Source organism: Olsenella sp. oral taxon 807, from assembly GCF_001189515.2.
Classification (GTDB): Bacteria; Actinomycetota; Coriobacteriia; order Coriobacteriales; family Atopobiaceae; genus Olsenella_F.
In genome coordinates this window covers 1,709,639-1,724,465 of sequence record NZ_CP012069.2, presented here as the reverse complement: position 1 = coordinate 1,724,465, position 14,827 = coordinate 1,709,639, and the positions used below count along the sequence as shown (strand labels likewise).

Sequence of the window (14,827 nt, the reverse complement as noted above, 5' to 3'; positions counted from 1 at the left end):
ATCAGGTATGATGCATATCCATCATCTGAATAGTCAAAACAAACTGCATTTATTATAGTCACATACTCTAATTCTGTCAATCGAGATGGGGAATTTTGCGGTGAGCGTATCCAAGTGACTTTAAGCGACCAGTGTGGAATATGATATAAAGGAAAAAGGTTTCATGGCAGGTATGCCTTGTCTGGGACCGTAGGCGGTGGGTCATTGGGATAGAAGGAGCTTTGGGCCCTTGCGGATAGCTGGCCTTGCTGCAAGCCCGATGGCAGCCGTGGTGTGGAAGTATGTGAGCATGAAAGGAACGACCGTGGCAGAACTGGTAAAGCGAATGCAGACAAGGCGACACCATCGGTACCCGAGCGCACGCATCCTTCTCGGTTGCTGTCTTTTTGCGGTGACGCTCGTCCTCTGTCTGGCCCCGCGCTTGGCCTACGCCGACAGCGTCAGGAAGGTCGACGACTTGCTTGGTTCCGTTGGTGGCACTGTCTACTTCCTGCATTCCCCATCCAAGTGGAACGGCCAGTACTGGGATGGGGGCGGCTGGAAGAACATCAAGGATATCCCCCGGGACCCTAATACCACCTCAGCGGACCTCGGGAACGGATGGGTGATGTGCTACCGCTTTGGTGGCTATGTTGCATGGCGTAAGGACAAGTTGCCGATAGACGAGCCGGGCACCACCTTTGGAGGATTTAAGTTAAGATTCAATGATGTGGGTGTCACCGAACGAAGGGAGAACTTCGATGTGATCATCGAGTTCACTAAGATCACGGCGTGGGCACCCTACGATCAGAAGGGCGAGGGAGCCCCTGCCCTCAGCGGGTACGCCCCCCTCGAGGTGGATGATGTGGGTGGCCTTCTTTTAGCGGCTCGGTCGGAGGAAGATCGTAACCCCACCATACGATCCACCTATAGGACGCGTTTCGTGAAGCGTGGCACGGACGAGCTCATTGACTCGAGTAACGAGGTCGATATGGTGTACTGGAGTATCGATGCGCCGGAGGGGGTCCGTCATGGTTCGGGCAACTACACTAACCCAAACCGTGAGAGCATCTGGAAGGTAAGCGGTTACAAGGACGAGGCCCTTGTGAGGCAGGACGTGGACGAGTGGCTAGAGATCGTGCCTGGGGAGGACGGTATCGCCAACAAGGGTTTTCTCTCGAAGAAGGAGGATGTATTGGGATCCATTCAGGACAACCACAGCATGGTCGTCCTGAAGTCGGGACCGGAGTTCGTGACTGAGTGGCGAGGGTATAATTGCGAGATGTGGATGGGCTACGACACGGTCGTGAAGGCCTACCCCGAGTGGACTGGTCCTGTGATCGATCCGCCGACGCAGGTCAAGCGACGTGGTGAGACTGCAGAGCTCGGCGTAAGACAGACATTTCCTCATGTAGTTTTCAACAAGGCGAAGTCCGTTGTGATGAGCGACACGCTTGATCCAGCCCTCGATGCCTCGAAGGCGGAGGTCAAGGTCTATAAGGATGATACGGATGTCACCCGTTTTTGGGAGGTCGACGTCTCGGGCCAGACCGTGACTGCAAAGTCAAGAAACACGTCGCTTGTCGATGGCAATATGACGCTCAAGATACGTGTTCCAGTCTCGGAGACCGCTGACCTCTCCTCCTACGAGCAGCAGGATGACCAGGGCGTCAAGTACTGGAAAATCCCGAACCAAGCATCCACTACCATAAACGGGGTATCCAAACAGGCCGAGCGGGCATATGTCCTCGTACCCGGTGAGGCAACGGGGTCTGTCCAGCTGAGGGCCACGACACGATTGGAGGGCGGGCAGCTCAAGGACGGACAGTTCACGTTCCGCCTGAGGGACGAGGGGGGCAACGAACTTGACGTAAAGACGAACGACGCTGACGGCAACGTCGTGTTCAAGGCGCTCGACTACACATCTGCAGACATCGGGAAGACCTTCAGCTACACCATCACCGAGGACGCGGGTACGGAGCCGGGCTACAGCTACGACACGCACGTCGAGACGCTCACCGTCAAGGTCGAGGATGGCGGCCAGGGAAGGCCCAGCGCGAGCGTGACCTATGATGCTGACGGGGCAACGTTCGTGAACAGCTATGGGCAGCAGACCCAGAGGGCCGCACTTGCCGTCGTGAGGCAGGATGGCAAAACCCATGCTCCGTTAGGCGGGGCGCAGTTCACGCTCTATGTGGACGACGGGGACGGCTCCTTCACGAGCGCTGACCAGCCTGCCGTGACCTACATCGACGAGGCGCTGAAAAACCCCATCGCAGGTTCGGTGGTGACCACACGGTCAGACGATGGAAGGGCCGTCTACTACGGTCTGGAGTGGGGAAAGACATACTGGCTCAAAGAGACGACTGCGCCTAGCGGCTATGGTCCAGATCCCCAAGTCCACAAGATAGGCGTCTCGACGGATGGAGCGGTCTCCACCATCGGCAAGGACGGGCAGGCCGAGGCGCTTCCGAACCAAGGGGGAATCCCGACCATAACGATATCGGGCGACCCCCGTTTCGTGCTCCCGGGTGCGGGAGGCGTCGGCATTGTGGGCACCCTGCTTGTGGGGATGGTCTTGGTCCTTTCCGGAGGCGTCTGTGCCTTCGTGTCCAAGAGGCGCGCCGCACGTGGGTATAGGTAGCGGCTAACGACGAGGGTAGCCTATGGCGCTCAGACCCCCGGCTGCCTGGTCCGAGGGCGCCGGGGCTCTGTCCTGCCAGCGAGGTCTAGGGGACTTCTACGGGGTCCGTGCGACGGCCTTGTCGTCGTGCCTGGGCTGAGATGACCCAGGGCACAACGGACGGCACCATCCCTTGTGGGAGACCGTCCAACTCGGCTTGGTACGGGGAGACCTGGGTTTTGTGGGGGCTGTCCTGAGCGCGGGACCGCACGCATGCCCATTGGACGGCGTATGTCACGCACGCACCCGAGGAGGGCCTACATGACGGTGAACGGCGTCATCTTCCAGAGGAGGGCTGACGGCCTTTGGGCCTGGCGGAAGGGCCGCGAGTACCGGGGAGTGGACGGCGACGACTGGTACCTGGAGGACGAGCTCTGGGACGTCCGGGAGCAGCCTTGGCGCGCCCTGCGCGACAGGGTCGTCGGGTACCTCGGCGCCCTGGAGGAGCGCTCGCACTTCGATCCGGGCCTCCTGGTGGCGATAGACGACCCAAGCTGGATACGGCTCTACGCTGAGGTTTCGGAGGCGCTCGGCGTGGGGTACCGCATGCTGCTCTGCGAGACGGACCTTGCGCGGCCCGCGATGGGGGACCTGGGGCTCGAGTGCGATTTTCTGGGCTACGACTGCGCGTGGCCGGGTGGCGACTGCTGCTCTGCCGTCCTGTGCGACCTCGTGGGGGGCCGCGTCTTTGAGCTCTCGGACGTCCCGCTCAACGCCAACGGGCTCATCCCCACGCGGGAGGCGGCCGAGGCCTTCCTGTGGAGGCGCGAAAGGCTCAAGGCACGCTACCCGGAGTCCTCCTTCGAGGGGGGAGACTTCGTCGTCTACCGGCTCGGCGAGGTGGTGGCGGTCCCTTCCGTCCTGCGGGTCGCCCAGGTCCCCCCGGACGAGGGTCCGCGCCCGGCATGGGACCTTCGCGGGGCCTGCGGGCCGCCCGAGGCCCCCATCGGGGGAGGCCGCGCCCGCCGTCCCTGTCGCGGGCCCTGCGGGCCGCGCGACGGCAGGCTCTGGAAGGACCTCGGCTCCGGCCTCGTGCGCGTCTCGGGGCCGGGCGCGCTCGCGTGGTGGCGCGACGGGGGGCCTGGCGCTCCGGGCGCGGGGACGCCTCCCGTCGGGCCGTGCTCGGATATGGGGGAGGGGTGAGGCATGCCCGAGGTGCGGGAGGTCGTGCGCCTCATGCGGGAGTCGGGCGTGGAGCTCGGGCGCGGGATGGGCGAGGGCGAGCTCTCCCTGGCAGAGGCGTCCTGCAACGTGAGGTTCCCGCGCTCCCTTCGGGCGCTGCTCTCGGCCGCGCTTCCGCTCGCCGAGGCCGGCGAGGGCCGCTTCCCCGACTGGCGCGACCTCTCGCCGCGCAACCTGCGCCTCCTGCGGGCGCAGCTCTGCGCGCCTGCGGGGCCGATCGGGGAGGAGTCCCTCGTCCGCTGGCCCCGCGCGTGGGGCGCCCGGCCCCTGACCGCCGACGGGAGGCGCCTCGGGCTGCACCGCAGGCTCGCCCTCGCGCCCCGGCTCGTCCCCCTGTACCTGTCGCGCTTCGTGCCCGAGGGCTGCGGGGACGACCCGCCCGTGCTGAGCGTCTCGGGGCGCAGGGTCCTCTGCATGGCCACGGGCCTTGGCGACTGGGCCGCCCGCGAGTTTCGCGGCGTCTCGCCGCGCGGGACCTGGCCGAGCGCGCCCGCGCCCGTCCCCGTCTGGGACGACCTGATGCCTGCGGCGGGCCAGCCGGGAGGCCACGCGTCCGTGTCCGCGCCTCCCCGGGCGCGGCGGGTGCCGCCTCCTGCGGGCGCCGCGGACGTCGCTCGCCTGATGGCGAAGGCGGGCGTCTCCCTCGCCCCGGGCCTCTCGCGGGCGGAGCTCTCGGCGGCCGAGCGCGCCTGCGGGGCGCCGTTCCCACGGTCCCTGCGCGCGTTGCTCCAAGGGGCCATGCCCGCCTCGTGGCAGGGCAGGTTCCCCTTCCCGGACTGGAGGGACACCTCGGATATGGGGCGGCTGCGCCTCTCGGCGTGGGCGTCCGAGGCGGAAGATGCCCTCCTGTGGCTGGGGCTGGGTGGGCGCTGGCCCGAGGGATGGGGGACAAGGCCCGGGTCCCGGGCCGCGAGAACTCGCGCACTCGGGCGTCGGCTCGCAACGGCGCCCCGTCTCGTGCCCGTCGCCTCTCGCTGCTACGTTCCCGCCGGATGCGGGGACGACCCGCCCGTCATCTCCGTGTGGGCGGGCGAGGTCGCGTGCCTGGGGGAGTCCCTCGGCGACTGGGTGGCGCGGACCTTCGGCTCGCCCTGGGACGCGCCCTGCCTGCCGGTGCCCGCCTTCCCGCCCGTGCCGTTCTGGGGTGACCTGATGCTGCTGTGAGCCGGGTGGGCGCTGGTGGTCCGCAGAGGATGCTCGCCTGGAGGTCGTGGTAGCCACGGGGACGGCCGCAGGCGAGGCCTTGGACGTCCTCTTGGAGGAGGACATGAGAGGAGGGGTCGATTGCGCGTGCGCCGGATGGTGGCTCAACATGGGCCTCGATAAGCGCGTGGCGTGCCACGTGAGGTGATTCGAATTGTAGAGTGGGGAAGTGATGCGCCATGAGGGTGAGGGCAGTGCTGGAACTCGGGGACTATGACATCGGCTTCGTCAAGTGGCTGGGCAAGGAGCGCATGTGGGACCGCAGGGTCTGCCCGGGAGAGGGGATCGGGGCGGTTGCCGGGCAGGCTGACCGGAGCGATGCAGGGAAGCCTCGGGTGTTGGGGGCGTCTCGGTGCGGGTGGACCTGAGTCCCGCTGGGGTTTCGGGACACGCGCCCCAAGGGCTGAAAGGTAGCCAATCACGCCTGGGGACGTCCCAAATAGGTCAACAGTGTACACAAATTACATAACATTCGCCCACGCATCTTGTTTCCTGTGGTTCGTGTACACTGTTTGCGCCGGATTGAGCATGTACGTTTTACGGAACGCAGGTCAGGATGCATGTTTGAGCTGTAAGGGACGAGTGAGCAGGGACGAGGTCACCGAGTGGATGTTCTCGGTGTTACGCGCTGATCTTGAGGGGAATCCACCGACTCCAAGAGGTGGGGCCTCCTGTCTCGGGTACGCTACCTCGACGCGGCCCCTCTCCGGGCGAGTGACTGTATCCTGACGATCAGGTATGGGAGTGGATGGGGTATCCCGATCGCTCTCTACCACCACAGAGCTGGCATTGGCATAGGCACCTCATGCGTGGCCTTTGGTGAGGTTGCCTATCGGTACCGAGGAGGATGGTCTCATGGACGAGTTATCGTTCGAGAAGACGTACCAGGACGGGGGCCTGGTCAGGCTGTGGGTCTCGGCCTCCTCGGGACTCTGCGGCGCGCGGCGGGGCCTCTACGAGGACGAGGCGGCCGTCAAGGCGGCCGCAGGGGAGGTCCTGGGGTACTCCCGCGACTTCTCTAGGGGACGCAGCGTCGCGCTCGGGCGCTGGGAGGGCGGTCCCGCCCCGGCCCTCTCTCTGCGGATCCTCCCGGCGGACTCGCGCGGGCACGTGACGCTGGAGGTGGACATGGAAATCGACGATGACGGTGACCGTCACGCCCACCGCGCGCGCTTCTTCGTCAAGAGCGAGCTCGGGCCCGTCGGGCGCTTCGGTGCGTCCCTCCTCTCGCTCGCAAGGGGGCCGGTCGGCTCCCACGCGACCCTGAACGACGACCTTGGGGGCCTGCCCTGGTACATGGCCGAGGGCGGGCCCGCGCGGGTGGGCGCGCCGCTGGTCGGCAAGGGGGGCATCCTGCCCGAGCGCATGCTCGGCTCGGCCGTGAGGCTGGGCGGCCCCGGCACGGACCGCTACGCGTGGGGGAGGGATGCGGCCGTGGCCATCGCGGGCTACCTCGGGGTGAGGGGCGTCCCCATCCTAGGGGGCTGCGCCTGGAGGATGCTTCCCGGCGGCGGGGAGGCCCGCGACGGCGACGGGTGGCGGGACGAGGAGGGCGCGCTGAGCGGCTCTGCGATGGGGTGCTGCCTCAGGGCGATGGAGTACATCGAGTCGCACTCCCGCGAGAGGGGTGAGGACTACCTGTACGAGCTGATCTGCTGAGCGAACCAGTTGGGGTGGGTGGGGAGCCTTGCGCATCTTTGTAGCTGAGAGCTTCCGGGACGAGAGGTGATGTTTGGAGAAGAGCTGGGCGCGCGCTTGACCAAGAGTGACCCCGGCGAGGGCCTGCCCCCTTGTGGCGTCCCTCTGCCATGACCTGGCGTGGGACCTCCTGGATGAGGGTCTCCTGAGTGACGCCGAAGCCCTCGTCCGCGAGGAGCTCGTCGCTGTGCGTTTTCTGGCGACATACGATCCCGAAACCTTTCTGCTAAACGTTGCGGACGCCTGCGAGAACCTTGCGGGTATCCTGTGGGAAGGGGGGCATCCCGAGGAGGTCGAGCCGCTGCTACGCGAAGCCCTTGAGTGCTATCGGACTCTCGCTGCGTCCGATCCCGATGAGGATGGGCTTCCCGCACTCATTCCCGAGGCGGGCCCACCGATGGGTGTCTTGGCGACTATCCTTGCGGAGGAGGGCCGCGCAAAGGAGGCTGAGGAACTCTTTCGGGAGGGTCTCTCGATGTACGCCATTCTCGCGCGGGCACATCCCGAGCGTGAGGACTTCCGGCTCGGGGAGGAGGCATTTCGCGAAAGCCTCGCGCAGCTGTCAGCTGGGGTGTAGGGTGGCTGGGCGGTAGCGTGATATGGCTCAGGGTGAGGGGTGTCGAGGCGGCGGAGGTGGGAGCTGACGTGAGTCACAAAGGGCTGTATCGTCTACGCTTATGTGCCGCCAAGCAGCGTGATTCTTACTGCCAGCCAGCGATAAACGTACTTGTGGTGGTATGCTCAAAGTCACTTGGCAGTAGACGTAGAATGCTGAGCTGACTGTAAATTGACCTGAGGCGCCCGAAGCGATCAGGCTCAAGTAGCTCTCAGGAGGGGCAAGGATTGAGGCATGGACAACGAGGTGTTCAAACAAAACCTGGAGGGGGAGAGCATCCGCCCCGGTGGGCCCGTTATCATTCAGATGTTGTTCAAAGGACCGGTTGCAATGCCTGGCAAGGAGCAGATGGCCGCTGCGATGGCACGTCATCTCGGATCGGTGGAGTGTATCTGTCACGACGAGAAGACAGCGGGTTTTGCTGCCTTGGAGCATGTCGCAAAGTTTAGTGATGGCACGGCTCCGGTGCAGCTTATGGTGACGGGCTGCCTCGACTTTGAGGGCAGCAAATTCGATTCCTTCTCGATAAGCCAGATGTGGGACTGTCGCGAGGAGCGGGAGCGGATCCTTTGTGAGTGCCGGTATCAGGTGGTCGCCATGGACATGCTGGCGGCGGCGCTTCCGGCGCTGGAACGAACCAAGGTGGACATGGACTTTCTAGGCGCGTTGGCAGAGCTGTACCCTGACTGCAAGGCGGTCTACTTCCAGAGCTGTGGCAAGCTTTTCTCAATGGATGACTTACGTTCTTTCCAAGGCGAGGGCCCGGATCGCTTCATCCGCTTTGGCGTCAACGTCAGGCTCTTCAACATCCAGGGCACAAAGGATATGCTGGTGGATACGGTGGGTATGGGCACTCTCTTTTTGCCTGACCTCCAGTATCACTTCCATGACATGGATCCCAACCAGGTCGTGAGCCATGCCTATGATCTGGCATCGTATATCTTGGAAAACGATAACCCGATCCAGGACGGTGAGACCGTGGATAGCGTGAGGGACGGTAGGATGTGCCCGGAGCTGCAATGGAGTTGTCGGTATGAGAGGGCCCTGATCCAGCCACCCAGAGAGGTGCTGGACGTCCATATGGGAGAGTACGCCTCCGGATCAGGACGGCAGGCGACACTCTAGCCGAACGCGATTCGTGGTCGCGAGAGCCAAAAAGGGCTCTTCGGGGGTTCGTGTGGGTTGACGCCTCGGCGAAGACGCCAACCTGGCAGCGGCGCCACTCGCTCGGAGCCTGTCTTCCCGACCAAGCGAGAGGGACTAGCGAGGAGGCGCCGTCGGCACGCCATGGTGGCTGAGGCGCTCGCGTCACCTGACGCAGCTCGCGTCGCAATTTGTATCGCGACTCGCGTCGCAACAGTGTACACAAATGCCCCGAAACGGCCCCGAGAGGCCATTTCCACCGATTTGTGTACACTCCTGCGTCCCCACGTCTGTCCACAACAGCGCAACGGCCCAACAGTGTACACAAATGCCCCAAAACGGCCCCGAGGGGCCATTTCCACCGATTTGTGTACACTCCTGCGTCGTCACCCTGGCGGTGAGGCCCACGTCGCCGGGGTGGTGACGCAACCACCTACCCACACGACCTCACGAAGCCTCCCAAAAAGTGCCGTCGAATCTCTCATGCCGAAGCTCTCGTGTGCCGCCACGATTTACGCCCACTGCGCTCGATCACGCCCAACTACTACCAAGGCCATTGCGTCAAACGTCAAGACTTGGGATGAGACCGTCGAATAGCCGGTCTCATCCCGATTGTCGCTGGCACCGAGTGCCCTTGCCCCCTGCGTCCCACAAAGCGCCTTACGCCTCGCAAGCTCCCTATCGGTTGAAGTGGCACCGTGCCAAAATTGAACGCCATTTTCCTCGTACATCAAAGGCCCGGCGCATCCCACTACTCTTCAGGGGGCTATACGCCTCACGTCCGTACCACGCTCCTGCTCCCCTCCATACTTCGCGCCGCCTCGTGAAGAGCCACGCAGCCCCAGACACTACTGCCAGCACTGATAGAAGCGTGACGGGAAGGGGCGTACCAGGACCACCGGCTGCGGGGAGGATGATCGGCTGCGCCTTCGGAGTTTGCACCCGTACGATGTTCGACTTGGCCGAGTAGCTGTTGTTAATGTCAATGTCGAACGAGTTCTCGTACGTGGTCCCATCTTTCATCACCTTTCCGATGACCATGGGTGCAGGGACCTCAGCGGCTTTGGTTAGGTCGGCGTTGATCTGAGCGATCAGCGTGGCCTTTGCGGTAAAGACGAGGTTGCGAGATGCGCCGTCGTAACTCACGTCGTAATCAGGGCTAGTAGCCTTCGTTGCGTCAAGATCTACTTCGTAGCTCTCCGGCAGCGTGTCACGAAACACCACTGAGTCTATCGTCTCATGGTCGGCGGGGAAAGCTGACGTTCGCAGCGCGAACTTGACGATAGAGCCCGTCTTGACCGTACTACCATCAATGTCTGCGTCAGCCTCGTCTAGCGCTCCCTTTCCCAGCTGAGGCCTGGTATACAGTATGTCCACATGATAGTTTGCCTTGATCACCGGCTTCTTTGGCTCTACTGGCGGGGTGGGCGCGACCGGCTTCATCGGCACATCCCGTGCCTTGACGTCAGAGCTGAACGCAAACCAGATGGTCCCACTCTTGTGGGAGGCCATGTCCAAGCTGATCTCAGGGTTCGTCACCTTGCCGATGATAGCCCCGTACCAGGCGTTTGGGGAGGTTGGCGTGTCCCATTCTGCGGTGTCAAACTTCGAGCCTTTGGCCTTATCTGCATTTGAGCTATCCGCATAGGCTCCCCCGTCCGCATGGACCTTTATCGAAGAGCCGGATATGGGGATGTACTCGCCATTGAAGTAGGCCACACGCTCTAGCGCGTCCCGGTCGATAGCCGCAGAGCCGTTGCCACGGTTCAGTGACGAGAAGCTGAGGAGGCTTCCCGTGGGATCAATCTCCTTGCCTTCCTCATCGTAGAAGCGAGCTTTCAGGTTGATTCGCACGTCTGCGAAGAAGTCGTTGTACCAAATGGTGTCTGCCGGGTCTTTTTGTAGGACCACCGGGAGCTTGTCTGGCAGCGGTACCCCGCTGGCCCCCTTAAAGGTGTATATGTACTCGACCTTGGCGATCTTCGTACCATTGAAGCTTGAGTTGCTGAGGTTGGTGTAGGTTGCCACAAAGGGCTTGTCCTTCTCGAGCATGACGCGAGCGGCGTCCTCAGGTTGGTTGTCGTTTAGGAAGTCGAACCATGCGTAGCGCCATGGCTCCGGGCCGAGGTTCCAGGAACGGACGGTCGATTTGAACTCTTCTTTGGTGTACTTCTTCTCGGAGAAGCTGAGGCTTGCGTTTGGCTCGGACTTGAAGGTGAGCATCTGCGCGGACGGCTTGGTCATGTAGCCATCCTGGTTCTTCTTCTGCTCCAGCTCCTCCAAGGCCTTGTTGCAGGCAGCCATATCGGTGTTATACTTCGCGAGGTCCGCGTTGTACTTGACCATGTCCTCGTCGTACTTCTGCTTCTTGGCGGCATACTCACCCAACTGCTTCTTGGCGTCCTCTGCGGCCGCGTTCAGGTCTTGGACCTGCTTATCGTAGTCTGCTTTGATCTCGTCTCTCTTGGCATTGAGCTCTGCCTCTGAGTCAGCCGTCCCCTTGTCGACATCTCCGTCTTTCTGGACGTCCACGCCGGCCTGCTTTGCCGCATCGACACTCGCATCCAATGCGGATGTGTCAACTTTTACTTCTACACCCCTTACGGGGTCTGTCGCAAGGGCGAGCCGGGTGTTGAGGAAAAGCAGCATCAGGACCATGAGCAGTGATAGGGATACCGCTCCTATCCGTCTGAGATGAGTCCTTCTCATACGCTTCTCCTTCTCATGCTGTGTTGGTCCCTTATGGCTCCGTCTTCCAGCCCTCACCTGAGTGCACATAAGCTCTGCTCCCACGGGTGACAGCATTGCTCTGCAGGAAGCTCTATACAAACATGGTCATCATACTACACTCGTGACTTTATCTGAGGGGGACATAGAGCAATGGACGGCATCGTACGTCTGCGACCCTACCGGTATGTGATAACTGTGGATTCGGTTGGCACCGTATCGTGAATCCACTTGGCATTGTCTATCTCAAGGCGCACGCAGCCGGCGGAGACGCTGTAGCCGATCCTCCCGTCGAGAACCCTGAACGTGCCGATGTGGTAGACGATGGAGTGGAAGAGGTAGTCTTTATAGAACTGGGTGTAGTAGTAGCAGGTGTAGTTGCTTCCGTTGAAGGAATACCCCCTGATGCCAACCGTGAAGTTGCCTATGACCGTGGGAGTGCGGGGCGCACCGGTGGAGCACCTCATGCGACGATCGAGCCTCCAGTTGCCTTGCGACCCACGGAACACGCCAACCCAATGGTCAGTCGTGTCAACGAGCACGAGGGTGTCAGTGGAGCTTGCATAGCCTTGGGCACGGGCGATCATAGGATCATGTATCGTCAGCCTGCCGTCGTTATCGGCATGGTAGGGTATCCCATCAATGTCAAGATCGGCATTTCTCAGCACGTAACCCGTGTCCGTGCGACCAAAGTAGCGACTTCCCGAGACCTCAAAGTGGCCGACCCTCACGAGCGAGCAAAGATTCCTGTCTTGGGTCCAGTAACGCTGGAGCTGCCTATCCGAGAAAGGCCACGCAGCCGTGACGACCCAGCCGGAGCCCCTGTGATGGACGAGCCTGCCGTCGTTGTCCGCGAGGTAGGACCAGCCATCGCCCGCGTCGGCGATGCCGCGAAGCACGTAACCCTGGTTGGTAGTGAGGTGGCTGGCGCCGATGCCACCTGCGCCCCGTGCGCCATCGGACGAGAGGCCATGCCGTGCGACGGAATAGGATCCCATGGAGTAAAGGTAGTAGCGCTGCAGGCCCTGTCCGTAGCGTCCCGTGACCTGCCAACCTGATCCGGCGGCGAGCCTGCCATCATTGTCCGCCAGATAGATGATAGTGCCGCTTCCCCAGGCCCCGCGAACCACATAGCCCGTGTCCGCGCGGCCAAGATAGCATGCCCCCACGCCCGTCTCGCCCTTGGCGATGAAGATGCCGTGGCGCACGAGAGAGTAGGAGCCCTTGTCCTGGGTCCAGTAACGCTGGAGCTGCCTGCCGGAGCGAGGCCATGAGGCCGTGACGACCCAGCCGGAGCCCCTGTGGTGGACGAGCCTGCCGTCGTTGTCCGCGAGGTAGGACCAGCCACCACCCGCATCGGCGGTACCATCCCTGAGGATTGAGCCCGATGCCCGGGCGTAGGCATATCTTCCCGATCCTCTGTCTCGTCCTGATGTGGGATCGATGACCCTGGAGTTGGCAAGGGTACCCGTCGCATCCACCCACCACCTTGTCCCATCAAAGCGGTCAAACCAAAAGCCCAGGATGTCGAGAGGGGCATGCCTCGCCGCGTACCATGCGGTCCCCTCACTCTTCCAGCCGACGCGGACGCATGAGTGCTCCTCTTCCACCGACGTCGTCAGGAAGTGGGTGCCCGTCGTGACATAGCGGTTGAAGAGGCGCCGGACTGCGGTCCCGTCCTTCGAGCCAACGCTGCGAAACTGGACGCCCTCCCCCCTCCAACCCCTTTTGACGAGGGTGTCATACTCCGAGCGTCTCGCGGTGTAGAGATGGTCTCCCGAGAACGCGTTGTATAGGCGATAGACCGAGGCCCCTGCCGAGGGCGTGACCCAGGCGATTCCCTCCCAGTTCCAACCGAGTGAGGCAAGTCCCTTGGCCTCCGAGAGGTCTGTGGTATAGAGGTGTTCCGTCGTCCATGGGTTAAAGAGGCGGTACACGTTGGCATAGGCCGTGGTCTTTGAAGAAGGTGCTGCAGTCTCAACGTCTGCAGAACGCTCATCAGCTCCCAAGCTTGTCGCGGCCGGTGCGTCGGGACTTGTCGGAGTGCCAAAGGTGGGTGCGGACGTCTCGGTTGACGGGGCGTGCGTGGGCGCGACCGACACGTTCTTACTAACCGCTGCACCAGCATCTGTCGTGGGCGAGGTGGACGAGCTGCTCGAAGCAGGGACCGAGGGGGAGGCGAGAGCCTTCGTGGATGCCGTCTTTTCGTCCGTCTGTGTGTCGGATGCCACAGGCGTGCCATCTCGCGTGGCCCTCGCAGAGGAGGCGACTGTGTCGGCGGGCGCAGGGGAGACCGTCGGCACCTCGGTCTTAGACGGCTGAGAGTTGGATGCCTCGACGTTGGAAGTCGTGGTTCCCTCCGCAGCTCCCACAACTGGAGCCTTGGCTGCGCTGCCCTCGCCCTGCGTGACCTCAGCCGCAGCGACGGGGACGCTTGGATTCGAGTCATCTGTGACGGCAACCGCCGCAGGGACGTCAGGCTCGGCAGACGCCGCCTTTGCCACGGCACTCTCCGTACTTGCTTCCTCGGCACATGCAGGCCGTGCGGTAATGTTCCCGAGCGCAAGTACAGAGCCAAGCACCACGGCTGCCAGCCCCACAGAGAGCCTACGAAGCGCGTGATGAGGCAGGTGTGAGCCAGCAAGTCCAGGGTGATGCCAACCCCTCTTTGCGATTTCGCGTGACTGCCCCGCTGGATGCGCACATGGCTGCATGCTACACCTCTCTCTGGCCGGCGACGATCCTGCCTCCTTTGGATACCATATTAGCATAAGCTGAATAGAAGTGGCCCAATCCCGCGAGTCCGACCTTAGGTAAAAGCTCGCTTCCGTGCAGGGCCTGAGGTCATCTACTGTGTGACTTAAGCGCGCATCTCGGAAGCATTCCAACGTAAACAGTGTACACAAATCGCAGGCAGCCAGGTATATGGACACTTTTCCTGCGATCTGTGTACGTTATTGCCTCGCCGCAGGCGCTCCCCACAGGTCATACCCGCCTGTCCTCCCGTCGCCACCAGCTCCTTTGTCCACCTACAGCACAAAGATCACAACGGATATGACCCCGATGAGGGCCAGTGGCACGCATCCGTCAATGAAGGAGGAGAGGGATTTCAGCTTGTAGTAGAAGTTATAGCAGACGAGACTCACACCGAACCCCACGATCGAGAGGTCTGCCAAGATGTTGGCTTCGCCTCCCTTGCCGAGCACATTGAAGGCGCATGCCACGAGCACTTCCATGCCGAGCCACGCGACGAAGAGGGCGAGCTCCACCGTGGGCTGACGGTTATGCATCTTCCAGGTGACGGTTAAGAGGGCTGCATAGATGATGGCAGCTCCCCCAAAGATCATGAGTGGCGTCTGAGGCGTCTTCTCCATCAGCGTGTTTGCTCCGTCGCATATGAGCGTGGCGCCAACCGTGCCCGTGATGATGGCGCCAATGAGAGCGACAATGCCAAGCAGGCGCATGGCACCCTTGGCCTTGCCGCCTGTGACCTTGGGCCAAAAGAAGATGGCCCACCACGCGAGGTAGAGGATGCAGCAGACGGCCAAGATGAGGTGGCCAGAACGTATCTGTTCGAGTAGGGTCGATTCCATGGT

10 protein-coding genes are annotated in these 14,827 nt (G+C 62.4%); 7 read left to right on the top strand and 3 right to left on the bottom strand.

The window, feature by feature from the left end; genetic code table 11:
* The first annotated feature begins 304 nt into the window (after positions 1 to 304).
* The 7 genes from ADJ70_RS07285 (at position 305) to ADJ70_RS07255 (ending at position 8,486) form a co-directional block, all read left to right on the top strand.
* Positions 305 to 2,623, top strand: coding sequence for a Spy0128 family protein (locus tag ADJ70_RS07285; protein WP_172674461.1), 2,319 nt, complete (start codon positions 305 to 307; stop codon positions 2,621 to 2,623).
* Positions 2,624 to 2,923: 300 nt separating this feature from the next.
* Positions 2,924 to 3,805 carry a hypothetical protein gene (locus ADJ70_RS07280; RefSeq protein WP_050340522.1) on the top strand — a complete coding sequence of 294 codons (882 nt, stop codon included), beginning with the start codon at positions 2,924 to 2,926 and terminating at the stop codon, positions 3,803 to 3,805.
* Between the two features lie 3 nt (positions 3,806 to 3,808).
* Positions 3,809 to 5,008 (top strand): hypothetical protein, encoded by a 1,200-nt coding sequence (locus ADJ70_RS07275; protein WP_050340521.1) that lies wholly within the window; start codon positions 3,809 to 3,811, stop codon positions 5,006 to 5,008.
* 233 nt (positions 5,009 to 5,241) lie between these two features.
* On the top strand, positions 5,242 to 5,415 hold the full coding sequence (locus tag ADJ70_RS07270; protein ID WP_157051437.1) for a hypothetical protein: 174 nt from the start codon (positions 5,242 to 5,244) through the stop codon (positions 5,413 to 5,415).
* A 487-nt stretch (positions 5,416 to 5,902) separates the two neighbouring features.
* A complete protein-coding gene (locus tag ADJ70_RS07265) occupies positions 5,903 to 6,706 on the top strand; it encodes a hypothetical protein (RefSeq protein ID WP_050340519.1) in 804 nt (267 codons plus the stop codon).
* Between the two features lie 133 nt (positions 6,707 to 6,839).
* On the top strand, positions 6,840 to 7,322 hold the full coding sequence (locus ADJ70_RS07260; protein ID WP_050340518.1) for a tetratricopeptide repeat protein: 483 nt from the start codon (positions 6,840 to 6,842) through the stop codon (positions 7,320 to 7,322).
* Between the two features lie 273 nt (positions 7,323 to 7,595).
* Positions 7,596 to 8,486, top strand: a complete 891-nt coding sequence (locus tag ADJ70_RS07255; RefSeq protein ID WP_050340517.1) for a DUF4261 domain-containing protein — start codon at positions 7,596 to 7,598, stop codon at positions 8,484 to 8,486.
* Between the two features lie 696 nt (positions 8,487 to 9,182).
* Here the strand turns inward: ADJ70_RS07255 and ADJ70_RS07250 are convergent.
* The 3 genes from ADJ70_RS07250 to ADJ70_RS07240 form a co-directional block, all read right to left on the bottom strand.
* The gene (locus tag ADJ70_RS07250) at positions 9,183 to 11,213 is read right to left on the bottom strand and encodes a GbpC/Spa domain-containing protein (protein ID WP_083443881.1); all 2,031 of its coding nucleotides are present in this window, start codon (positions 11,211 to 11,213) and stop codon (positions 9,183 to 9,185) included.
* 197 nt (positions 11,214 to 11,410) lie between these two features.
* A complete protein-coding gene (locus ADJ70_RS07245; RefSeq protein WP_172674460.1) occupies positions 11,411 to 13,735 on the bottom strand; it encodes a L,D-transpeptidase family protein in 2,325 nt (774 codons plus the stop codon).
* Between the two features lie 525 nt (positions 13,736 to 14,260).
* Positions 14,261 to 14,824 carry a hypothetical protein gene (locus ADJ70_RS07240; protein WP_050340514.1) on the bottom strand — a complete coding sequence of 188 codons (564 nt, stop codon included), beginning with the start codon at positions 14,822 to 14,824 and terminating at the stop codon, positions 14,261 to 14,263.
* Positions 14,825 to 14,827 lie beyond the last annotated feature (3 nt).